The sequence below is a fragment of the Prauserella marina genome, from assembly GCF_002240355.1.
In the GTDB taxonomy this organism is placed as follows: domain Bacteria; phylum Actinomycetota; class Actinomycetes; order Mycobacteriales; family Pseudonocardiaceae; genus Prauserella_A; species Prauserella_A marina.
Genome location: NZ_CP016353.1, coordinates 378,856 through 399,843, shown reverse-complemented (window position 1 = coordinate 399,843; position 20,988 = coordinate 378,856). Strand labels below are relative to the sequence as shown.

At 66.7% G+C, this 20,988-nt stretch carries 25 protein-coding genes; 16 read left to right on the top strand and 9 right to left on the bottom strand.

Features of this window, described 5'->3' with window-relative positions:
* Nucleotides 1-21: 21 nt before the first annotated feature.
* Genes BAY61_RS01660 through BAY61_RS01650 form a run of 3 tightly spaced genes read left to right on the top strand, consistent with a single transcriptional unit; the run spans nucleotide 22 to nucleotide 2,800 of the window.
* Nucleotides 22-1,395, top strand: a complete 1,374-nt coding sequence (locus tag BAY61_RS01660; protein ID WP_091801611.1) for an amidase — start codon at nucleotides 22-24, stop codon at nucleotides 1,393-1,395.
* On the top strand, nucleotides 1,392-1,946 hold the full coding sequence (locus BAY61_RS01655) for a TetR/AcrR family transcriptional regulator (RefSeq protein ID WP_091801608.1): 555 nt from the start codon (nucleotides 1,392-1,394) through the stop codon (nucleotides 1,944-1,946). Before BAY61_RS01660 ends, BAY61_RS01655 begins: the two co-directional genes overlap by 4 nt.
* A gap of 14 nt (nucleotides 1,947-1,960) precedes the next feature.
* On the top strand, nucleotides 1,961-2,800 hold the full coding sequence (locus tag BAY61_RS01650; protein ID WP_091801606.1) for an oxygenase MpaB family protein: 840 nt from the start codon (nucleotides 1,961-1,963) through the stop codon (nucleotides 2,798-2,800).
* On the opposite strand, the gene BAY61_RS01645 is transcribed toward BAY61_RS01650, so the two are convergent.
* Entirely contained in the window at nucleotides 2,760-3,332 is a 573-nt protein-coding gene (locus tag BAY61_RS01645; RefSeq protein WP_176879647.1) for a CGNR zinc finger domain-containing protein, read from the bottom strand. The genes BAY61_RS01650 and BAY61_RS01645 overlap by 41 nt on opposite strands.
* A 52-nt stretch (nucleotides 3,333-3,384) precedes the next feature.
* Between BAY61_RS01645 and BAY61_RS01640 the strand changes: the two genes are divergently transcribed.
* Together BAY61_RS01640 and BAY61_RS01635 are read left to right on the top strand one after the other, a co-directional pair.
* Nucleotides 3,385-4,239, top strand: a complete 855-nt coding sequence (locus BAY61_RS01640; protein WP_245865685.1) for an alpha/beta fold hydrolase — start codon at nucleotides 3,385-3,387, stop codon at nucleotides 4,237-4,239.
* Between the two features lie 132 nt (nucleotides 4,240-4,371).
* Complete coding sequence (locus BAY61_RS01635) at nucleotides 4,372-4,740, top strand: DUF6401 family natural product biosynthesis protein (RefSeq protein WP_245865683.1); 369 nt, start codon at nucleotides 4,372-4,374, stop codon at nucleotides 4,738-4,740.
* Here the strand turns inward: BAY61_RS01635 and BAY61_RS01630 are convergent.
* Nucleotides 4,686-5,156, bottom strand: coding sequence for a hypothetical protein (locus BAY61_RS01630; protein ID WP_091801604.1), 471 nt, complete (start codon nucleotides 5,154-5,156; stop codon nucleotides 4,686-4,688). The genes BAY61_RS01635 and BAY61_RS01630 overlap by 55 nt on opposite strands.
* 154 nt (nucleotides 5,157-5,310) lie before the next feature.
* Between BAY61_RS01630 and BAY61_RS01625 the strand changes: the two genes are divergently transcribed.
* Together BAY61_RS01625 and BAY61_RS01620 are read left to right on the top strand one after the other, a co-directional pair.
* Entirely contained in the window at nucleotides 5,311-5,517 is a 207-nt protein-coding gene (locus BAY61_RS01625; protein ID WP_091801601.1) for a hypothetical protein, read from the top strand.
* A 45-nt stretch (nucleotides 5,518-5,562) separates the two neighbouring features.
* Entirely contained in the window at nucleotides 5,563-6,849 is a 1,287-nt protein-coding gene (locus tag BAY61_RS01620; RefSeq protein ID WP_091801600.1) for a cytochrome P450, read from the top strand.
* Nucleotides 6,850-6,851: 2 nt separating this feature from the next.
* Here BAY61_RS01620 and BAY61_RS01615 read toward each other — a convergent pair whose 3' ends face one another.
* Together BAY61_RS01615 and ku are read right to left on the bottom strand one after the other, a co-directional pair.
* Complete coding sequence (locus BAY61_RS01615; protein WP_091801597.1) at nucleotides 6,852-7,064, bottom strand: hypothetical protein; 213 nt, start codon at nucleotides 7,062-7,064, stop codon at nucleotides 6,852-6,854.
* Nucleotides 7,065-7,113: 49 nt separating this feature from the next.
* Nucleotides 7,114-7,962: a non-homologous end joining protein Ku gene (gene ku, locus BAY61_RS01610; RefSeq protein WP_091801594.1), complete on the bottom strand. Its 849-nt coding sequence runs from the start codon at nucleotides 7,960-7,962 to the stop codon at nucleotides 7,114-7,116.
* Nucleotides 7,963-8,197: 235 nt separating this feature from the next.
* Between ku and BAY61_RS01605 the strand changes: the two genes are divergently transcribed.
* Genes BAY61_RS01605 through BAY61_RS01595 form a run of 3 tightly spaced genes read left to right on the top strand, consistent with a single transcriptional unit; the run spans nucleotide 8,198 to nucleotide 12,056 of the window.
* Nucleotides 8,198-9,649, top strand: coding sequence for an FAD-linked oxidase C-terminal domain-containing protein (locus BAY61_RS01605; RefSeq protein ID WP_091801592.1), 1,452 nt, complete (start codon nucleotides 8,198-8,200; stop codon nucleotides 9,647-9,649).
* Nucleotides 9,646-10,782, top strand: coding sequence for an FAD-binding oxidoreductase (locus BAY61_RS01600; protein WP_091801589.1), 1,137 nt, complete (start codon nucleotides 9,646-9,648; stop codon nucleotides 10,780-10,782). Before BAY61_RS01605 ends, BAY61_RS01600 begins: the two co-directional genes overlap by 4 nt.
* Nucleotides 10,779-12,056 carry a (Fe-S)-binding protein gene (locus tag BAY61_RS01595; protein WP_091801586.1) on the top strand — a complete coding sequence of 426 codons (1,278 nt, stop codon included), beginning with the start codon at nucleotides 10,779-10,781 and terminating at the stop codon, nucleotides 12,054-12,056. The genes BAY61_RS01600 and BAY61_RS01595 overlap by 4 nt, the downstream gene beginning before the upstream one ends.
* 166 nt (nucleotides 12,057-12,222) lie before the next feature.
* Here BAY61_RS01595 and BAY61_RS01590 read toward each other — a convergent pair whose 3' ends face one another.
* Nucleotides 12,223-12,660 carry a hypothetical protein gene (locus BAY61_RS01590; protein WP_091801582.1) on the bottom strand — a complete coding sequence of 146 codons (438 nt, stop codon included), beginning with the start codon at nucleotides 12,658-12,660 and terminating at the stop codon, nucleotides 12,223-12,225.
* Nucleotides 12,661-13,048: 388 nt separating this feature from the next.
* Here BAY61_RS01590 and BAY61_RS01585 point away from each other — a divergent pair, with 388 nt between their 5' ends.
* The 5 genes from BAY61_RS01585 to BAY61_RS01565 all read left to right on the top strand — a co-directional run bounded on the left by BAY61_RS01585 (nucleotide 13,049) and on the right by BAY61_RS01565 (nucleotide 16,562).
* A complete protein-coding gene (locus BAY61_RS01585) occupies nucleotides 13,049-13,915 on the top strand; it encodes a helix-turn-helix domain-containing protein (RefSeq protein ID WP_091801580.1) in 867 nt (288 codons plus the stop codon).
* Between the two features lie 16 nt (nucleotides 13,916-13,931).
* Nucleotides 13,932-14,624 (top strand): 2OG-Fe dioxygenase family protein, encoded by a 693-nt coding sequence (locus BAY61_RS01580; protein ID WP_091801577.1) that lies wholly within the window; start codon nucleotides 13,932-13,934, stop codon nucleotides 14,622-14,624.
* Nucleotides 14,625-14,692: 68 nt separating this feature from the next.
* A complete protein-coding gene (locus BAY61_RS01575; protein WP_091802480.1) occupies nucleotides 14,693-15,088 on the top strand; it encodes a DUF6153 family protein in 396 nt (131 codons plus the stop codon).
* A gap of 56 nt (nucleotides 15,089-15,144) precedes the next feature.
* Nucleotides 15,145-15,783, top strand: coding sequence for a DUF305 domain-containing protein (locus BAY61_RS01570; RefSeq protein ID WP_091801575.1), 639 nt, complete (start codon nucleotides 15,145-15,147; stop codon nucleotides 15,781-15,783).
* A 158-nt stretch (nucleotides 15,784-15,941) separates the two neighbouring features.
* Nucleotides 15,942-16,562: a class I SAM-dependent methyltransferase gene (locus tag BAY61_RS01565; RefSeq protein WP_091801573.1), complete on the top strand. Its 621-nt coding sequence runs from the start codon at nucleotides 15,942-15,944 to the stop codon at nucleotides 16,560-16,562.
* A 10-nt stretch (nucleotides 16,563-16,572) separates the two neighbouring features.
* On the opposite strand, the gene BAY61_RS01560 is transcribed toward BAY61_RS01565, so the two are convergent.
* Genes BAY61_RS01560 through BAY61_RS01545 form a run of 4 tightly spaced genes read right to left on the bottom strand, consistent with a single transcriptional unit; the run spans nucleotide 16,573 to nucleotide 20,347 of the window.
* The gene (locus BAY61_RS01560) at nucleotides 16,573-17,169 is read right to left on the bottom strand and encodes a GTP-binding protein (protein ID WP_091801571.1); all 597 of its coding nucleotides are present in this window, start codon (nucleotides 17,167-17,169) and stop codon (nucleotides 16,573-16,575) included.
* Nucleotides 17,150-17,521, bottom strand: coding sequence for a DUF742 domain-containing protein (locus BAY61_RS01555; RefSeq protein WP_091801568.1), 372 nt, complete (start codon nucleotides 17,519-17,521; stop codon nucleotides 17,150-17,152). Before BAY61_RS01555 ends, BAY61_RS01560 begins: the two co-directional genes overlap by 20 nt.
* On the bottom strand, nucleotides 17,518-17,928 hold the full coding sequence (locus tag BAY61_RS01550; RefSeq protein WP_091801565.1) for a roadblock/LC7 domain-containing protein: 411 nt from the start codon (nucleotides 17,926-17,928) through the stop codon (nucleotides 17,518-17,520). The genes BAY61_RS01555 and BAY61_RS01550 overlap by 4 nt, the downstream gene beginning before the upstream one ends.
* Before the next feature lie 4 nt (nucleotides 17,929-17,932).
* A complete protein-coding gene (locus BAY61_RS01545; RefSeq protein WP_245865678.1) occupies nucleotides 17,933-20,347 on the bottom strand; it encodes a sensor histidine kinase in 2,415 nt (804 codons plus the stop codon).
* A 414-nt stretch (nucleotides 20,348-20,761) separates the two neighbouring features.
* On the opposite strand from BAY61_RS01545, the gene BAY61_RS01540 reads away from it, so the two are divergent.
* Nucleotides 20,762-20,983, top strand: a complete 222-nt coding sequence (locus BAY61_RS01540) for a hypothetical protein (RefSeq protein WP_091801562.1) — start codon at nucleotides 20,762-20,764, stop codon at nucleotides 20,981-20,983.
* Nucleotides 20,984-20,988 lie beyond the last annotated feature (5 nt).

The window sequence follows — 20,988 nt, the reverse complement described above, 5'->3', positions numbered from 1 at the left end:
ACGAACGAGACGGAGCGAGCCATGCGCGCCACCGAGAGGGACATCGCGTTCGCGGGACCAGCCGAACAGGCCAGGCTGGTCGCCGAGGGAAAAGTCTCCGCCGTCGAACTCACGAGTGCCGCGCTGGAACGCGCGAAGCGCGCCCAGCCGACGCTCAACGCCTTCCGTCACCTGCGAGCGCGAGAAGCCCGCCGTGAGGCCGAACTCTCGGACAGGCGGATCGCGGAGGGAGAAAGGGCGCCACTGCTCGGCGTCCCGATAGCGATCAAGGACGACACCGACATCGCCGGATTGCCGACGGCTTTCGGCTGCCGGGGCGACTTCCCGGTGGCCGAGGCCGACGCCGAGGTCGTCGCGATGCTCAAACGCGCGGGCGCCGTCATCATCGGAAAGACGAACACCCCAGAGGTCGGCCAGTGGCCGTTCACCGAGGGCGCGGCGTTCGGCGTGACGCGCAATCCGTGGAACACCGCGTATTCGCCAGGCGGGTCCTCAGGCGGCTCGGCCGCGGCGGTCGCGGCGGGGATCGTCGGCGCCGCACTCGGATCGGACGGCGCCGGATCCGTGCGCATCCCCGCGGCCTGGACCCATCTCGTCGGCATCAAACCGCAGCGAGGCCGCATTCCCACCGCGCCGGAACCCGAACTGTTCCACGGCCTTACCGGGCACGGGCCGCTCGCGCGAACGGTCGCCGACGCGGCGCTGCTGCTCGATGTCGCGGCTGGAACGAACGGCACCTACCTCGCCGCCGCGAGGTCCGGCGTCCGGCGACTGCGCATCGGCATCAGCCTGCGCAGCCCGTTCACCGCGATGCCGGCCAAGCTCGACCCGAGAGTGCGGGCGGCGGTCGTGATGCTGGCGAGGTCGCTCACCGCGCTCGGGCACACCGTGGTTCCCGTCCGACCGCGCTACGGCCTCATCGGGCTCACCTTCCTTCCCCGTTCGCTCACCGGTGTCGCCGACTGGATCGAGAAGGCGCCTTCGCGTGACCTGCTCGACGAGCGCACCCAGGCCAATGCCCGCACGGGCGAACTGCTGCGCGGAATACTCCCGCTCGCCAGAAGGACGGAACCGTTCTGGCGGCGGAGGATCGGCTCGGTCTTCGCCGACGTCGACGTCCTGCTCACGCCGACGACGGCGACCCCTCCCCCTGCCGCGGACACGCTCGGCAGGTTGCCGAACTGGCGCACCGACAGGGCCATCGTCGGCGCGTGCCCCTATGCCTGGCCGTGGAACGTGCTCGGCTGGCCTTCCGTGAACGTCCCAGCCGGTTTCACGGAGAACGGATTGCCGATGGGCGCCCAGCTCATGGGGCCGTCGGATTCGGAGGAGCTGTTGATCGCTCTTGCCGCGCAACTGGAAACCGTCCAGCGCTGGCACGATCGAACACCGTGAACACGAAGGAAGCCATTCTGCGGGCGGCGCTTCGCGTCATCGGCGAACAGGGTGTCGCGGGGTTGACCAATCGCAGGATCGTCGCTGAGGCAGGTGTCTCGCTGGGCTCGCTCACCTATCACTTCCCCAGTCAGACCGCGCTGCTGCGGGAAGCGATGTTGCTGTTCGCGGCCGATGAGACGGCCAGGCTCGGCGAATTGGCGCGAGCGCGGAAGGCCGACGAACTCAGCGTCGAGGACGCCGCCGTCGCGGTCGGCAGGGTGCTCGAAGGGCTTCCGATGACGATCGACGAGATCGCCTCGCTCGAACTGTATTTGCAGGGCGGAAGGGACCCGGGGCTCCGGGACGTGACCGCCCGATGCTTCGCGGCCTACGACGAACTGGCACTCACCATTCTGCGTACCCTCGGCGTCGGAGAACCGGAACGCCTCGTCGGTCCCGTCGTGGCGTTGATCGGCGGCCTGCAACTTCGCAGGCTCGCGACAGGCGAGGCACCGGCGACCCCCGCCGCCGACGCGCTGATGATGCTCGTTCGCGGAGCGGGAAGGTAGCGGAAGGAGTCACCGTGGCACCGCCGGTTGTCAGGGGGACCGCCGCGTGGCGGTACTTCGGCGATTTCAGGGCGAGCCTGCTCGCGGGCCAGGTGCTGGTGTTGCAGGTCGCGCATCCCGTTGTCGCGGCCGGTGTCCGCGATCATTCGGACTACCAGCGCGATCCGTGGACCAGGTTGCTGCGAACGGCGGGCTCGCTGTCGATCTACGTGTACGGCGATGCCGTCGGCGCGCAGTACGAGGCCGACCGGCTGCGCGCACTGCACAAGCGGTTCACCGGGATCACCGGCGATGGCCGTCGCTACTCGGCGCTCGACGCGCGGGCATACGCGTGGGTGCACGCGACACTCGTCAGGCAAGCAGTCGACGCGCAACGGTTTTTCGGCACTCCGCTTTCTCGCGCGGAACTGGACGAGTACTACGCGCAGCTCACCGACATCGGTCACCGGCTCGGCCTTCGCGAAGGGCAGCTTCCCGCCGACTGGCCCTCGTTCGAGCGCTACTACGCGGACATGGTCGCGGATTTCGGGCCCAACGACACGATCAGCACGCTGTTCGGCACCATCCGGACGGTGCCGAAGCCGGTCAGGTGGCTGCCGGACGCACTGTGGTCGCCGCTTCGTAAGGCACACGCCGAACTTCAGCTCTTCCTGATCGCGGCGACCCTGCCTCCCCGGCTTCGCGACCGGCTCGGGCTGGAGTGGTCGGCGGACCGGCAACGCAAGTTCGACCGGCTGTGCACGGCGATGCGCATGGTCGGCCGCTGTGTTCCCACCGGGATGCGGTCGGCGCACGTGCGTGGTGTCGGCAAGCTCAACGTGTTCCTGCGCCGCCGCGCGGGGATTCACCGCTGAGCTTTCGCCGCGCGTAGTGCGCCCGTGCCTTCGCCCTGTTGCCGCATCGGGCCATCGAGCACCACTGCCGGTTGCGCTTCGGTGAGGCGTCGAGGAACCGGATGCCGCAGTCGGCGGCGGCACATACGCGAACGACTGGCGAAGCGGTGACCAGTTCGATGGCATCCACCGCGAACACGGCAAGCACCGAATCCAGCGTGCGTTCTCCGCTGACGAGAGTGAGCGAACCGTCGTCGGCGAGGTGCAGCGAGGGGGCTGGGATCGCCGCCGAGGTGGTGTTGACGAGTGCGACATCGGCTGCCGATGGCGGGCACCGATCCGAAACGGCCCTTGTCAGGCGGTCGATCGCCTCCCGGAGAGCGCGGACCGTGGAAACCTGGTGCTCCTCGACATCGACGGCGAAACCGCCGTGGCGAAGCCATTCCGCGAGTGCGTCCGCGTCCACGAGCAGCTCTCTGCCCCCCGTGTGCCGGTCGCGCATCGTGTTCACGAGGTCGAGACAGCGCCGCCCTCCTTCGAAAACCCACTCCACGTCGAGACTCCTTGTTTCTAACCGTCTTATGCGGTTAGATTACCGGATGCGGATGGACATCGAAACCGGCATGGAACTGGTGAACGGGATCCGGATGCACTACCGGATCGCGGGAAACGGGTCGCCCGTGGTTCTGCTCCACGGCTGGCCGCAGACGGGACACTGCTGGCGCAAAGTGCTGGAGCCGCTCGCGGCCTCGCACACCGTCATCGTTCCCGACCTGCGCGGATACGGGCTCAGCGACAAACCACGTCACGGCTACGACAAACGCACGATGGCTGCCGACGTGTCCGAACTGACCCGAAAGCTGGGCTTCCCAGTCGTCAGTGTCGTCGGCCACGACAGAGGCGGCAGGGTCGGTCATCGCTGGGCGCTCGACAACCCCGGTGAGATCGACCGGCTCGCGGTACTCGACATCATCCCGACCAGGGAGATGTGGGCCCGCATGGACGGTGGACTCGCCCGTGGCTATTGGCATTGGCTTTTCCACCTGCAACCCGACCTTCCCGAACGGCTGGCCGGACAGGACGTCGCCGGTTATCTCGGGTATTTCTTCGAACGCTGGACCCACCGACGTGACGCGCTCGAACCGGAGGCCGTCGCCGAGTACGTGCGCGCCTTCTCCGCACCTGGCGCGCTGCGAGCGGGCTTCGACGACTACCGGGCCTCGTTCCCAGCCGACGCCGAGCACGACGACGCCGACTTCGAGGCTGGCCGGAGGCTGGGCATGCCCGTGCTGGCGATGTGGGGTGAGAGCGGCCTGCTCGGCACGCTGCCCTGTGAGCGGATCTGGCGGGAGTACGCCACGGATGTCACCGGCAGGGCGGTCCCCTCGTGCGGCCACTTCGTCCCCGAGGAACAACCTGAATCGACGGCACGGCACCTGCTCGAATTCCTGTCGAGATGAGCCGTTCGGTCACACGGTCGTTAGGCCGGTTGGAGGCCCAGGGTAGCGATCACGTACACGCCGTGTGCATCATCAGGTGTGGGCTGGTTGGACTCCGCGACGGATCGTTCCGCGCGCCGCTGGCTCAGCCGGATGAGCGAAGAGCTGAAATCCGGCTGGCCCGCGCTCGGGCGCCCTGCCCTGCGGCAGCGGTTCACCCAGCACCTTCACGGCGTCGATGACGCCATTCGCACCGACGAAGAGCTGACCGACCGCGCGGTACCGGCCAGCAGGCTCGTACTGATCGCGGGGCACGCCTACGACCTGAGGCAGGAAGCCCTTCGCTCAGGGTGGCGGCCACCCTCCGACGAAGCGGCGTGGACCGCCGACGAGTGGTACGGACTCCGCCTGCTCGCGTGCCACGAACTGGCCTCCCGCGAGCCACGAGGACCGAAGCCCGCGCTGCTTCACCCGGAACGGTCCTCGATCGTCGGACTCATCCGGGGGTCGCGGCCAGGCTGACCCGGCACCGGAGTCACAACCGGCGCACTTGTCTTCGCCGAACCGGCCGGGTACGCCGTGTTCGCGGGGCGGGAGAGACCCTCCTCGGCCATCCTGGCGTCGCGGACGTGCGCGAAGACCGCCATCGTCACCGCGTGCGCACCGGCGATCAGCACGAGCAGGAGCCCCAGGTTCCCGACGACCGCGCGCAGTGCTCCGCCTCCGAAACTGAAATTGAGCACGGAGAGCAACGCGAGTACACCGAACAGCACCAGATGGAACAACACGGCGACCAGCCTGGCCATCGAGCCCGACGACTCGGACCCACCGTCCACAGCGGACAAATAGCGCTTGCCGCTGTGATAAAGGATCTGCCCATCCAATACCACCATCACAACGCCAAGGCCGAGGAACGCGAGGTACGTGTTGGTGGTCATGCTCCCCTCCTTCGAGGACATTGGGTCGAAGGACTTGGGTACCCGGCTCGCCCTGCCGAAAACCGACGTGTAGTGAGCGCACCGAACGGGTAACTGCCTCTCTGCACGCGACACCAACAGCACAACCACCGGACCATCGACCTCTGGAGCAGCCGTGAACGTTCACAGTCCGACCGCTTCGGGCCACAGTCCCAAACCGGTCGTGCCCTACACCGAGGAACCGACTCCCGAGCAGCGAAAGCGAGCCGTGCGGGCGGTGGCTTCGTCAGCGCAGGACGCACAGGACTGCGCCGATCTGCTCGAAGCTCTCGGCCTTTCTCCCGAAGAGGGCCGGGGCATTCCTGCCCAGCGGAGCCAGTGACGGACCGTGACCCAAACACCCTCCGGGACCACGCGGGCCACGACGATGGACACCGCGAGGGTGGCCGCCGAGGTCGTGGCACCGACCTTGGCAGCCGGCGTCATCAAACGGCGCCCGTGGGTGATGGCGGTCGCGGACCGGTTTCAGTGGGATCGACCGGCGATCAGCCTGCTTCGCGCGTTGCACGCGAAATACGGGAAAGGTCCGCTGAGGCTGAGGATTCCAGGCCGGGACATCGCACTCGTGCTCGATCCGGGCGATGTCGAGCGCGTGCTCGAAGGGTCCCCTTCGCCGTTCACCCCTGCCAGTATCGAGAAACGCGCTGCGCTCGATCATTTCCAGCCACACGGTGTGCTCATCACCGGCGGACCACGACGGGCTGACCGGCGGCGCTACAACGAACGTGTTCTCGAATCGGACTCACCTCGGCATTCACTCGCCGGAAGGGTGACAGCGGTCGTCGCCGAGGAAACGGAATGGCTGCTGACCCACAATCCGGGGCGCCTCGACTGGGTTGCGTTCAACGAGATGTGGTGGCGCGTCGTGCGCAGGCTCGTTTTCGGTGATGCCGCCCGCGACGACGTCAGCACGACGGCGCTGCTCGACAGCCTGCGCAAGCGCGCGAACTGGGCTTATCTCTCACCGAAGGCGCGCAACCGCCGCTCGGCCTTCCAGCACCGGCTGACCGAACTGCTCGATCGTGCCGAAGCCGGGAGCCTCGCGGCGAGTATCGCCGACACTCCCGCCCCCGAAGGGGTGGCCGCGGCAGGCCAGGTTCCGCACTGGCTGTTCGCCTTCGACGCGGCGGGCATGAGCACGCTTCGCACGCTCGCGTTGCTGGCGACGCGGCAGCGGCAGGCCGCGAAAGCGATGGACGACCTCGACGACGAACACCACCGCTACCTGCGCGCCTGCGTGCTCGACACGGTCAGGCTGTGGCCGACGACTCCCGTTCTGCTGAGGGAGAGCACGGAGCCGACGGCGTGGAACGGCGACAGCGAGGTCTGGCGGGCCGGAACGACGTTCTTCGTGTTCACCCCGTACTTCCACCGGGACCCGGAGACCGTGCCGTTCGCCGACTCATTCGAGCCTGAGGCGTGGCTCGACGGACGGATCGAGGATTATCCCGCGCTCGTACCGTTCAGCGCGGGGCCCGCGGGGTGCCCCGGCGAGAATCTCGTCCTTCTGGTCACCAGCACGGTGCTCGCGGAACTGTTGCGACGCGCGGAATACCGACTGCTCGCACCCCGCTCGCTGAACCGGAGGGAAACCCTGCCCGCGACGCTGGACAACTTCGGGCTCCGCTTCACCTGGTTCGGCTGGTTCGCCTAGCTTCAGGAAGCGAGCCGGAATTCGGCGTAACCAACTTCGGCAGGCTCGGCACAACCACAGCCGCCTTCGACGTCCTCGCACTCGATGACGAGGTCGTGGCGCAGCACTTCCAGGTCGGTGCACCCGTGATCGGTGCAGTCGGCGGCGCCGTCCTCGTGCCGCACGAGCGTGCCGTGACAGTGGTCGAGGCCGGTCTCGCAGCTCACGCAGGTCATGCCCCTTTGGTACCACCGGCATGGGACAGCGTCGGGGTGCCACGCCGGGCTATGGCGAGCCCTCGGTCTTCGTCTTTGCCGCCTTCTTCGCGGGGCTCTTCTTCGCGGACCCCGGCTGCCGCGACTTCTTCGCGGCGGACACGCTGGCTTCGAGCGCGGCCATCAAATCGGTGACCTCGGTTTCCGCCGTCGCCGCCTTCGGTTTGGCCAGCTCGTCTCCCGCGATCTTCGCCTCGATCAGCTTGGTGAGCGCTTCCCGGTAGCTGTCGTGGTATTTGTCCGGCTCGAACACGGTGTCGGACAGCGAGTCGATCAAGGAAGCGGCCATTGCCATCTCCTGCGACCGCACCTCGGGTGTTTCCTGTTCCAGGAAGGGAAACTCGGGATCGCGCACCTCGTCAGGCCACAACATCGTGGTGAGCACCATGACGTCGGAGACGACGCGGATCACGGCCAGCGCCTCCCGCTGCCTGATCGCCACCTTCGCGATGGCGACCTGACCCGACTTCTGCAACGCGTCGCGCAACAGCACGTACGGCTTGACGGCGAGCTTCTGCGGTTCGAGGTAGTAGCTCTTGTCGTAGTAGAGCGGATCGATGGCTTCGAGTGGGACGAACTCGTGCACGTCGATGGTGCGCGAAGTGGAAAGCGGCAGATCGGCGAGATCGCCGTCGGTGAGCACGACCATGCCGCCGTCGGACAGTTCGTAGCCCTTCGCGATGTCGGCGTAGGGCACTTCCTCGCCGTCGACGGTGCAGAACCGCTTGTATTGGATGCGCCCGCCGTCGGCCTCGTGCACCTGCCGCAGCGTGACGTTCTTGTTCTCGGTGGCGGTGTAAAGGTGGATCGGGATCGTCACGAGCCCGAAAGACACCGCGCCCTTCCACATAACCCGCATACGCTGCAACGTTACTCGGCTCAGCGCTCTGGCGCGGGGGCCTGGACGCATCGTTTTGCCTCTGCTCGCGGCCACGCTGCGCCGATCGGGCTCTTCGCCGCGCCCTTTCGGCCGCCGGTTTGCCCCAGTCACGACGAGGGGGAAAAGTCTTGACTAGCTCCTACCGGACAGATGTACCGTTTCCTCAAACCGGTAATTCGGTTCCGAAAGGCGAAAGCTGGCGAGGTGGGCGAAAATGCTCGACGCGGAGGTGCTGCACGCGTTTTCCTCCGCGGTCGGGGCTGCCAACGTGGTCTCCGACCCCGTGCGATTGCGCAGTTACGAATGCGACGGGCTTACCGGCTTCAAACAGGTTCCCTCGCTCGTCTTGTTGCCGCTCGACACCGCGAGCGTCGCCGCCGCCGTCACGGTGTGCCACCGCTACGGCATCCCTTTCGTGGCAAGGGGCGCAGGCACCGGCCTTTCCGGTGGAGCGCTGCCCGTCGCTGACGGAGTCGTGATCTCCCTACAGCGGTTGCGCGAGGTGGTCGAGGTCGATCCCGTCGACCGCATAGCGGTCGTCCAACCGGGTGTCACGAACCTCGACATCACCAAAGCGACCGCACAGTACGGCCTTTACTACGCGCCTGACCCTTCGAGCCAGCAGGTGTGCACCATCGGCGGCAACGTCGCCGAGAACTCGGGAGGCGCACATTGCCTGAAGTACGGCTTCACGACCAACCACGTGCTCTCCATGACCGTCGTACTCCCCGACGGCGAGGTCGTGACGCTCGGTGGCGACACGGGTGAACAACTCGGTCCCGATCTGCGGGGCGTTTTCATCGGCTCGGAAGGCACACTCGGCATCGCCTGCGACATCACCGTCCGGCTGCTCACGGTCCCGGAAACCGTCCGGACCCTGCTCGCCGACTTCCCTTCGGTGACGGCAGCCGGCGAAGTAGTCAGCGACATCATCGCGGCGGGTATCGTTCCGGCCGCCGTCGAGATGATGGACAACCTCGCCATCGAGGCCGCGGAGAAAGCGGTCGGCGCCGGATACACGCTGACGACGCCCGCCGCGCTCGTCGTCGAACTCGACGGCCCCGCCGCCGAATGCGGCAACCAGTTCGAGCAGGTCAAGGCCATTTGCGACCGGCACGGCTGCACCAGGCTGCACATCGCGAAGGACGCGGGCGAGCGGGCGAAAATCTGGCAGGGGCGCAAAGCCGCCTTCGCGGCGGTCGGCCGCATCAGCCCCGACTACATCGTGCAGGACGGGGTCGTGCCGCGAACGAGACTCGCCGAAGTACTCGGGCGCATCGAGGCCATGGGCAACGCGGCGGGACTCCGGGTCGCCAACGTCTTCCACGCCGGTGACGGCAACCTTCACCCGCTCGTGCTTTTCGACGCCGACGCTGGGGAATCGGAACGGGCGGAGAACCTTTCCAAGGACATCACCGAACTGTGCGTCGAACTGGGCGGATCACTGTCCGGCGAGCACGGGATCGGCACCGACAAGGCGTGCTCGATGCCGCGCATGTTCGGCGAGGACGACCTCGCCGTGATGGATCGGGTGCGGGCCGGGTTCGACGCCGACAAGCTGAGCAACCCCGGAAAGCTGCTGCCGACCCCACGGCTGTGCGGCGAGAAACCGGGCCGCTACCGGCCACACCCTCTTGAGGAGGCTGGAGTGATCGAGCGGCTATGACGGGCACGGAGGCGATGACGGTCGCACCGACCGACCTGCGAACCGCGCGCGAAGCGCTCGCCGACACCACCGGCACGGTCGAGGTCAGGGGCGCGGGAACGGCCACGAGCTGGGCAGGCGCACAGGAACCAGCCGACATCGTGCTCGACACCGGCAAGCTCACCGGCGTACTCGCCTACAACCCCGCCGACATGACCGTCGCGGTGCGTGCGGGAACCCCGCTGCTTGAGCTACAGGCCGAGCTGGCCGAACAGGGCCAGCGGGTCGCGTTCGACCCGGCGAGGGTGGCAAGCGGCGCGACGGTCGGCGGGCTTGTCGCCACGGCCGATTCGGGGCCGCTCGCGCTCGCGCACGGTTCGATGCGCGATCTCGTGATCGGTGCGACGGTGGTGCTCGCCGACGGCACCGTGGCGCGAACCGGTGGTCATGTCATCAAGAACGTGGCCGGTTACGACCTCGCGAAGCTGCTGCACGGTTCCTACGGATGCTTCGGACTGCTCGCCGAGATCGTGCTGCGGCTGCACCCGGTGGCTGCGGCCACTGCGACGGTGCGACTCGACTGCGGGCTGAACACGGCCGCCGAGCACGCGAGGACGGTACTGGCGAGCGCGTTCGAACCGGTGGCTCTCGAATGGGCCGAAGGGATCTTGCTGACCAGGGTCGAGGGCACCGAGGCGGGGTGCGAGACGAGAGCGGGCAGGCTCGCCGAACTGCTCGGCGGTTCGGTGCTGCCTGAGCAAGAGGCTTTGGCGGCGTGGAAGCGGCACGCCGCCCTCGTCGACGAGGCGGTCGTGCGGATCGGGTGCAGGCCGAGCAGACTGCCAGGAATTCTCGCCGCTTCGGGAGGCACCGCTGTCGCTGGGCTCGGCACCGGCATCGGAACCACGGCGGTGCCGCCAGAGGCCGTCGGGGCGGTGCACGACGCCGTCACCGCCGTTGGCGGCACGTCGGTCACGAGACGGCGCTCTCGCTCGCCGGGCCGAGCGTGGGGCCAGCGGCCCTCCGCATTGAGAACACTGCGGGATTTGCGAGCGGCACTGGATCCAGGCGGCAGGTTGTGCCGTGGGCGCTTCGACAACTGGTTCACCGACGAACAGTCAGCACCCGAGTTCACCGAGGAGGCGACCTCGTGACCGAGTCGAGTTTCGACGCTACCCACCCTCCGGAACGTGAGCTGCTCGACGATTGTGTTCACTGCGGGTTCTGCCTGCCCACCTGCCCGACCTACCAGTTGTGGGGCGAGGAAATGGACTCGCCCCGCGGCCGGATCTACCTGATGGATCTCGCCGAACGGGGTGAGATCGAACTCGAAGGCGCGTTCACCGAGCACATCGACGCCTGCCTCGGCTGCATGGCGTGCGTGACCTCGTGTCCTTCCGGGGTCCAGTACGACAGGTTGCTTGAGGCGACGAGGCCGCAGATCGAGCGCAACGTGCCCCGGCAGCGATCGGACAAACTGTTCAGGGACGGCATCTTCGCGTTGTTCCCCTACCGGCGGCGGCTCAGGGCCGCTGCCATTCTCGGTCTCGCATACCAGAAACTCGGACTGAGCAAGGTCGCGGAGAAGGTGCTGCCGCCCAGGCTCGCCGCCGCGCAGGCGCTGCTGCCACCGGTGCGGTTGCGCTCGGCGTTCGCGAAACTGCCGCGCAGGGTTCGGGCGAGGACACCGGTGAGGCGCAGGGTCGCGTTGCTCTCCGGCTGTGTGCAGGACGTGTTCTTCCACGACGTCAACGTGGCGACCCAGCGGGTGCTCGCCGCGGAGGGCTGCGAAGTGCTGACGCCGAGGGAACAGGGCTGCTGCGGGGCACTCGGCCTGCACGCGGGCAGGGCGGATCACGCGACGGCCCGCGCGAAGGACACCATCGCGACGTTCGAGAAACTGCCCGTCGACGACATCGTCGTCAACGTGGCCGGCTGCGGTTCGTCGATGAAGGAATACGGCGCGTTGCTGGCCGACGATCCCGAATGGGCGCGGCGAGCCGCCGCGTTCTCCGCGAAGGTCAAGGACATCAGCGAAGTGCTCGCCGACCTTTCGCCCGTGGCCGAACGACATCCGATCACGGCGAAGGTCGCCTACCACGACGCGTGCCACCTCGGCCACGCGCAAGGAGTGAGGCAGGCGCCACGAAAGGTGTTGCGCACCATCCCCGGTGTCGACCTCGTCGACCTGCCGGAAGCCGAACTGTGCTGCGGCTCGGCGGGGATCTACAACATGGTGCAGCCGGAACCGGCGGCCGAACTCGGTGAGCGCAAAGCAGGCAACATCCGTGCCGTGAAGCCGGATCTGCTTGTCACGGCCAACCCCGGCTGCCTGTTGCAGATCCGCCGGTACCTCGGTGACGAGATACCGATGTTGCACCCGGTACAACTCCTCGCGGCCTCCATCGAGGGACGCGACATCCGCTGAGGGCACTCATGGTCAAAGGGCGGTGGTAGCCGGATGCGGATCTCGACGGCCTGAGTGCGGAAGTCGACGGCCTGAGTGCGGGACTCGCCCGCACGGACGCGGGACTCGCTGACTACTCGGGCCAGAAGAAGGCGACCCGTTTCGCTCGAAACGGGTCGCCGTGGTGTTATTCGGTCAACCTGACGGGGTCGGCGCAGGCGGGCGCGCCTACTCCGGTGTCGGGCCGCAGGTAGTGGCCTGCGGCGAAACCGGAGCGTCCGTCGACCGAACCGTTGAGCCACATGGGATTTCCGCCGACGACAGCCCCCCGCTGCCAGCAATCGGCGACGAACCGGTCTCCCTCTTCGACCCAGCCGACCTTGACGCAGTCGGCGTCAGGGCAAGCGCGGACGTTCAAGCCCGCACCATCCGTACCCATGACCCGGTAATTGGTGCCTGCCGGTGCGTTCTTCGCGAGCACCGAGCCGGTCGGCGAACCTCGATCACCGGACTGACTCGCGCCGATTTGACTGCCCGCGCTGAGCGCGAGAACCAGCACACCGGCCACGGCGGCGGCAACCAGCAGGACACGAACGAGCAATCCCAGTCGCAACGATACGAACATTGTCGACCTCCCTCCGCTCGACGGGCTTGCTTGTCGTTCCCGTTCGATCGCGCCGACGTTCGTGCCGTACCTCTTCCTTCGCAACGTGGTGGACAAGCGAGATCGCTGGGAACTACAAGACCGAGTGTCCCGTAGCGAGCGCCCACTGTGCAATTCCCATTTTTCTGATCCCACCTCCGTCACTCGAACGGAACAACCAAATGTCACCGCCAGCCTCGCGAATTCCACCAGTTACCTTCGGTGGTCCACCCATATGGCGCAGTGAAACTCGACGCCTCACCCCAAGCCGTTGCCGATTCGCGGAGATGGCTTACAATCCTCGGATTGGGATTCCCACGAAGATATCCCACCCCGAAAGACCCGTGGCCCGAACCCCGAACGAGGTCCCATGCCAGACCCAGGCCCCGTGGTACCGCGCCGACGCATCGCCGAAGAGCTGCGCAGGCTGCGCGGCGAGGCGAACCGCACCCTCGAAGAGGTGGCGGAAGCGCTGCTGATCTCCACGTCGAAGTTGTCCCGCCTCGAAAACGCGCAGGGCCGCCCCCAACTGCGCGATATCAGGGACCTCGTCCGCTTCTACCGGATCGAGGACACCCAGGTCGCAAGCCGCCTTGAGCGATGGACCAAAGCGTCCCAGTCGCAGGGCTGGTGGACCGACTACAGCGGAACCATCTCCGACGAACTCGGCGCACACGTCGCCTACGAGACCGAGGCGTCCGTCGCCCGCGTCTACACCATCCCCGCGATTCCGGTGTTGCTACAGACGGCCGACTACGCGCGCGCCTACTACCTCAGCACCGAGCCTTCGCGGGCGGCCGACGTCGAGCAACTCGTCGAGTTGCGCATGAAACGTCAAGAAGCCCTCGACCAGCGCGGCGAACTACCCCCGCTCAAACTGGTCGCGGTCACGCACGAATCGAGTATTCGACAGCTTGTCGGTTCACCCCAGATCATGCGTGCACAACTGGACCATCTGATCGAGTGTTCCACCCGGCCGAATATCGAGCTCAGGGTGTTCCCGTTCTCTTCCCAGCCGTTGTTCACGCTCACCTGCATGTACGCCTATTTCGAATTCAGCGAAGAGATCGACCGCGACGTCGTGCACATCGAGACGCACGCCGGAATCCGACACATCGAACGACCGAAAGCTGTTGAGCGGTACCGGGAGTACCATGATTCCCTTTACCGCGACTCCCTGTCTCCCGAGGAGACGAGGGCACTGATTCGCGCTGTCAAGAACGAACACTTCGTATAGCCCACATAGGACTCCCATGGCATTCGAAGCTGCGAAGCTGAGCTGGAAAAAGCTCAGCACCGACGGCTACATCGTGCTCTCCGAGCGCGAATTCGGCTTTCCGGCAGCCGCACGGCAACACCTGCGAGACACCTTCTTCCACAGTGGAGTGCTCAAACGCTACGAGAACGATCTTCCTGTCGACAGGGAAAGAGCACGAGACGTCCTGCGATACGAGTGGGCCGACGACGAACTGACACTGTCCGAACACGACACGATCACCATCGAAAATCGCGGTGAGCGGCCCGAAGCCCGTGAGTACGGCAGGGTCGAGGTCCTTACCGACGCCCTCTTCGAACGATGGATCCGGTCGGCCCTCGGCCTGATCCCGCCTCAGTGGCGCAGTCCCCGTGGCACCTTCGGGGTCAATCTCTTCCGTACGTTCACCAACGTCGTCACCAAACCTCACCAGGACGGCGAGCGGTTCGTCTTCATCTACGTCGTCGACAAGATCGGCAGCGGAGCGGAGACCTGGTTGTACGGGCTGGACGAGTCGGAAACGGCGCCCGTGTTCAGGGGAACGCTGAAACCCGGTGACCTGCTCGTCTTCGAAGACGCCAGATTCCGGCACGGGGTGACCCCGCTGCTGGATCCCGAAGAGGGGCACGCACAGCGCGACGCACTGGTGTGCACGGTCAACTACGACCACACCTACCCGCTGGACTGGTAATGCGGCCGGGGGCACGGAAGCGCGCATCCGTGCCCCCGGCCGCGTTCGTCGTCAGTTACCGTGGCGTCATGACCCCTCGTGGTGCCGTGCTGCTCGCGCGCTGGGCGCTGTTGTGCGCTCTCGCGCTGGGCGTCGTCGCCATGCACCACGTCGGGACCAACCCAGGGGGACACACCGGTCACCAGGCCACCTCCGAGAAACACCAAGCACAAACCTCTGCTGGCCACCAGGACACCGCGGACGACAAGTCCGGTTCCCACGGCACCCACGACGCACTGCTGCACCTGTGCCTCGCGGTACTGACCGCGCTCGGCGGAATCCTGCTCGCCGTCGTCTTTCTGGGCCGTCGCACCGAATCGGCATCCCGCACGCGAAACCCGCTGACCGGCGGCACCGGCGCGCGTGCGCCCCCGGTCAGAAGCGGCCGCGACATCAAACACCTCACCTGCGTGATCAGGGTCTGATCAACCGCGAAACCAACGCGGACCAGACCAACATCAGGTGAAAGGCAAGAATTCTCATGCACAGCAACACATCTCGCGTTGTGCTGCCCGCCGTGGCCTTCGTGGCCATCGCGGTTCTCGGCGGTTGCTCGGGGACCACGGAGCAGGATCACACCGGCCCTTCCCACGGCGCGAGCTCGGCACAACCCAGCACCGACAAGACCGACCCGGCCGCGGCCCACGACGAGGCTGACGTGAACTTCGCCCAGCAGATGATTCCCCACCACCAGCAGGCCATCGAGATGGCCGACCTCGTGGAAAGCCGCACCGACAACGCCGAACTCGTCACGCTCGCCGAGCAGATCCGGCAGGCACAAGGTCCCGAGATCGACCGGCTGACCGCCTGGCTCTCCGAATGGGGTCAGCCGGTCGACGACCAACAAGGCGAAGGCGGCCACGGCGGCCACGGGGACATGCCAGGCATGTCGGGAATGATGACAGAGGAGGACATGGCCGCGCTCGGTTCGCTGTCCGGCGCGGAGTTCGACCGACGCTGGCTGGAGATGATGATCGAGCACCACGAGGGTGCCGTCGACATGGCGGAATCCGAACTGAAGGACGGTGTCCACACCGGAGCGACCGAGCTCGCCGAGGACATCATCTCGGCGCAGCAGGCGGAGATCGACACGATGAACGGCCTGCTCGGCAACCGCTGACGCGATGATCCGATGTCACCTTCGGCGGACACTCACCCGCCGAAGGTGACATTTCCCGACACCGTTTTTCAGCCGGGATTTCACAAGGGCCACACGTGGCCGCACATCCCGTCGGCGTGCCTGGTCGCGGGTTTTTCCCAACGGCTAATCTGTCCCCGATGCGGACACACCGGGTATTCGCCGCCGTCTACGACAGGACCAACGCGTCGGCGGAGCGAGCATTCATCGGCCAGCGGCGGGCACATCTCGTCGGCGGACTTACCGGTGTCGTACTCGACGTCGGTGCCGGGACGGGAGCCAATTTCCCGCACTACCGGGCTGCCGACCGCATCGTCGCGACGGAACCCGACCCCGCGATGCGCGCGAAACTGGTGGCGAAACTCAAGACGACGAGCATCCCCGTCGACGTCAGTGAAGCCACGGCCGAGTCACTGCCTTTCGACACCGCGTCCTTCGACGCGGTGGTGTGCACCTTCGTACTGTGCACGGTGACCGATCCCGCCGCGGCGCTCGCCGAGATCCGCAGGGTCCTGCGGCCAGGAGGCAAACTCGTGGTGCTCGAACACGTGCGCGGCGAGAACCGGCTCGGCCGCTGGCAAGACCGGCTCGCCCCGCTGTGGGCCGCGTTCACCGCGAATTGCAGGCCCAACCGGCACACCAGGCAGGCGATCGAGGAAGCGGGTTTCGACTTCGACGAGGTCGAAGAGTTCACGCCGCTGCCGAAATGGGCACTGATCAGAACGATGTTGCAGGGCAGCGCCCAACCCCGGCCCGCTTGACGCTCCGCCCTCAGCGGCCGGCCGGAACGAGGTCGGCGTTGCGCATCACGTGCTGGATGAGGGTGACGAGCACCTGCTTGGTCGACTCCCTGTCCCGCGCGTCGCACAACAGCATCGGCACGGTCTGATCGACGTCGAGCGCCGCCCTGACCTCCTCGGTGCCGTAGCGGTGGGCGCCGTCGAAACAGTTGACGCCGACGACGAAGGGCAACCCCCGCTGCTCGAAGAAGTCCACAGCGGGAAAGCAGCTGTCCAGCCTGCGGGTGTCGGCGAGAACGACCGCGCCGAGCGCACCGTGCGCGAGCTCGTCCCACATGAACCAGAACCGGTCCTGCCCCGGCGTGCCGAACAGGTACAGGATCAGGTCGGGACTGATCGTGATCCTGCCGAAGTCGAGCGCGACCGTCGTTGTCGTCTTGGCTTCGACGCCCCTGAGGTCGTCGACACCTTCCGACGCGGAGGTGAGTACTTCCTCGGTACGCAGCGGTGGAACCTCGCTCACCGAACCGACCATCGTCGTCTTTCCCACCCCGAAGCCACCGGCGACCAGTAGCTTCACCGCGGTCGCCTTCAGACCGCCGCGCGGATCAGAGTTTTCGGATGCCATCGAGAACCGCCTGAAGTACGTGTTTGTTGGGGGCCTCACCCGCCGGTGCCGCCCTGCGGTAGATCACATAATTCTGCTCGATCAAATCACCGAGCAATACTTTCACCACCGGCAGGGGTAGGTCGACCCGCGCTCCGACCTCCGCGACCGACATCGGATGCTGGCACAGCCGCACGATTCTCGCGTACTCACCCGGCAGGTGCCCTACTTCCATCGCGGAGGGAAGCGCGACGACGAGTGTGATCAGGTCGAGGCCGAACTTGTCGGAACGCGTGCGACCGCCGGAGACCGCGTAAGGGCGCACCAACGGCCCCGCAGCCTCGTCGAACCATGCTTCTCCTCGCGCGTTCATGTCGCGGTATGTTGCTCAACCCTCGGCGCGGCGGAGAGAACCGCGCCGACCCGTTTGACCATCATGTTCATGGCGTAGGCGACCATGCCCATGTCCGCTTCCTCCGAGGTGAGCAGCGCGAGGCAGGCGCCCCGCCCCGCCGCGGTGACGAAGAGGAAAGCCTGGTCCATCTCGACGACGGTTTGCCGCACCTGCCCGCCGCCGAAGTGCCTTCCCGTGCCCTTGGCGAGGCTCTGGAATGCGGAAGCGACGGCGGAAAGGTGCTCGCCATCCTGCTCGGTCATGTTGCTCGACCGGCCGATGAGCAGGCCGTCGGCCGACAGCACGACCGCCCTGTTGGCACCGGCGATCTGCCGGAGCAGGTCATCGAGCAGCCAGTCGAGTTCGTTGACTCCCGTGTTCGCCATGGTCTCAGTCTCCCGAAAGTTCGTCGGCCGCGGAATCCTGCCGACGGGCCTGCCTCGTGCCGCGCTGGAACGCCGAGAGCCTGCTCCTTGCCTGCTCCGGCGTCGCGGTCGCTTCCTCGGCCTGCCGAGGTTCTTCGCTCCTCTCCATCAGCTGAGGAGCGAGGCTCTGCTGCCTGCGCCGTCTCGGCAACGTCGGCCTTCCCTGCGACATGGGGCCGAACTGGTCCTGTCTCGGCTCCGGTTGCCGCCGCGCCTCCTGCGGAGGGTGCTGCGGCGAGCGCGGATGGCTCGGCGGCGCGGCTGCCCCGTTCTGGGCCCCTGACCCATTGTGCGTGGCCGTCCCGTTGTCGCCGGAACCTTCGAGCCGGTCGAGTTGCCTCGGCCGCCGCCGAACCGGTAGTGCGGGCTGGCCTGCCTGACCCTGCGCCGCCTGCGGTGGCTGCGCCGCCGGAGGTACGGCGGCAGGCACCGGGGAAGGTTCGCGGACGGGCGGGACGTCGTCGGGTTCGGGAAGCGGACTGAGCAGATCGCTGAGCACCAGCACGATCGCCCTCATCCCGCCGTAGGCCGAATCACGCAACGTGACCATGATGCCGTGCTTCGACGCGAGCCTTGCCACGACGAAAAGGCCGAGTCTCGGCTCCTCCGACAGCGCCATGAAGCTGAAGTCGGGCGGGTTGCGCAACATCTCGTTGAAGTCGTCGGCCTGCTCTGGCTCCATGCCGATGCCCTGGTCCTCGACCTCGATGACGACGCCACGACCGACGATCTCGCCGCGCACCTCGACCCTCGACTGCGGAGGGGAGAACGACGTCGCGTTGTCGATCAGTTCGGCGAGCAGGTGCACGAGGTCGCCGACGACCGGCCCCGCGACGGCGGTCGAAGGGAAAGCGCCGACGCGAACGCGGGTGTAGTCCTCGGTCTCCGCCGTGGCCGCGCGCACGAGGTCGTCGACGGCGACCGGGTTGCGCCACTGCCTTCCCGGCTGCTCGCCGCCGAGGATGATCAGGTTCTCCGCGTTGCGCCTCGCCCTTGTCGAAAGGTGGTCGAGCCGGAACAGCATGTCGAGCTGATCGGGGTCTTCCTGCTTGCGTTCGGCCGCGTCGAGCGCCTGTAGTTGCCGGTGCACGATGACCTGGCTGCGGTGCGCGATGTTGAGGAACACCCTCTTGGTGCCCTCTCGCGTCTTCGCCTCTTCCACAGCGGCGGCGATCGCCGTCTGCTGTGCCTTGTTGAACGCGTCGGCGACCTCGCCGATCTCGTCGTTGCCGTGATCGAGCAACGACACCTCGGTGTCGAGGTCGACCTGCTCGCCCTCGCGCACCCTTTCGACGATCTCCGGCATCTTCTTGTCGGCTATGTCGAGGGTTTCCTGTCTGAGCAGCGACAGCCGCCGCACGAGCCGGTTGGAAAGCCGCCACGCGACGACGAACACACCGGCCGAGACGATGAGTACGGCCGCACCGGCGACGATCGAGGTGACCAGGGTCCGGTCGGCGTCGTCGAGAGCGACCTGGGTGGCGTTGGAACTCTGCTGGATGTAGATCATCATCAGCGCGCCACCGACCTCGCGAGCGGCGGAGCGCCATTCCGCGTCGCCGATCGGGAGGTCGGTCTGGTTGCCACGAAGGAAAGCGTTCTCGACGGCGGTGAGCCGCTGCCACGCTTCGCTGCCGATGAGCTGTTCGTACTGTTGCCTTACCGAGGGGATCATCTCGGGGACGGCGGCTTCGAGCTGTGCGTGGTAGGCGCCGATCTGGCCGACGTAGGTGCGGAACTCCTGTTCGGTGAGCCCTCCCCTGATGAGCCCCGCGGCGGCGAGCGCGTCACCGCGCGACATCCCGTCAGCGCTGTTGAACAGCGGCATCGCGGTGACCCTCAGGTACGCGGTCTCCGCGTCGGGTGCTTCCTGCGCGACACCGTTGAGCCCGGTCGCGAACTGGTCGATGAGCCGGTTGTAGAAGTCGTATGCCTCCTGCAACGAGGGGCCTCCGGCGTCGACCTGCTCGCGGAAGGAGGGCAGTCTGGTGAACTGTTCCGTGGTCGAGACGATGCTGGCCCGCACGTTGTCGGGCACCTTGTCGACCATGCCCTGTAGTTCGGCGCTGATGCCAGCCGCGGCCCGATCGGTCTCGACCCGCTGCTCGTCAAGCTCCGGTCTGTGGTCACCGCCACTTGCCAGGTCTTCCAGCGTCAGCCTTCGTTCCTCGCGCACCGCGGCGAAGAAGCGGGCCCCAGGCTCGGCGGCGTCGTGGACGCTGGTCGAGAAGTCCCGCGCCTGAACGGCGTCGTAGACGAGGTACCCGGCGAGCGCGGCGCCGCCGGCCAGCAGAACGATGCTCGGGACGAACGCGATCGCGAGCACCCTGGCTTTGATCGACGAACGCCGGGTGCGCGACCCGAGGTTTTTCTTCGACAACAGCGCTCCAAGGCCCTTTCGACAACGACTCGTGGTAATCGGTGTGGGCCCCCGAAACCCGGAGCTGAAGCTTCGCTTGAGGAAAACGTAAGCCACCGCTTAGTCAGGGAGATTAGGCAGCGTCACAAACACCGTCAACATCGCTACTCCGTCCGGCCGATCAGGAGGTTTCCGGCACGGATCATGCTCAACCGCTGGTCAACCATGCCCAGGTCGGCGGGGCGTGATCTAGCGCATGGTGAGCAAGTTCATCGCAATCGCAAACAAGATCATTTTCACGCAGCGCAGCCAAGCAGACGCGAAGCGGAACAATTAAATCCACTGTGGACCAGTAACTGAACAACGCAAGATGGCGATACCAGTGCGAACCCCTTTTTTGTTCCGCACATTTCGTACCGAGGAGGCCGGTGCCCCATGGTGGACCGTGCCGGCAAGTCGTCGCTCGCCCGAAGACTGATCCTGTCGCTCGTGGCGCTCACCTTCGCTGCGACGGCGGCGCTTCAGCTCATGCTCGCCCGTTCGATGACCGAATGGTGGCCGGTGCCCGTCGCGGTCGCGCTCACGCTCGCCGCGATCGGCTGCGGCTTCGCGGCGGCCCGCCCCTCCCGTGATGTCGACGAGAAGCAGCCTCACTGAAGTTT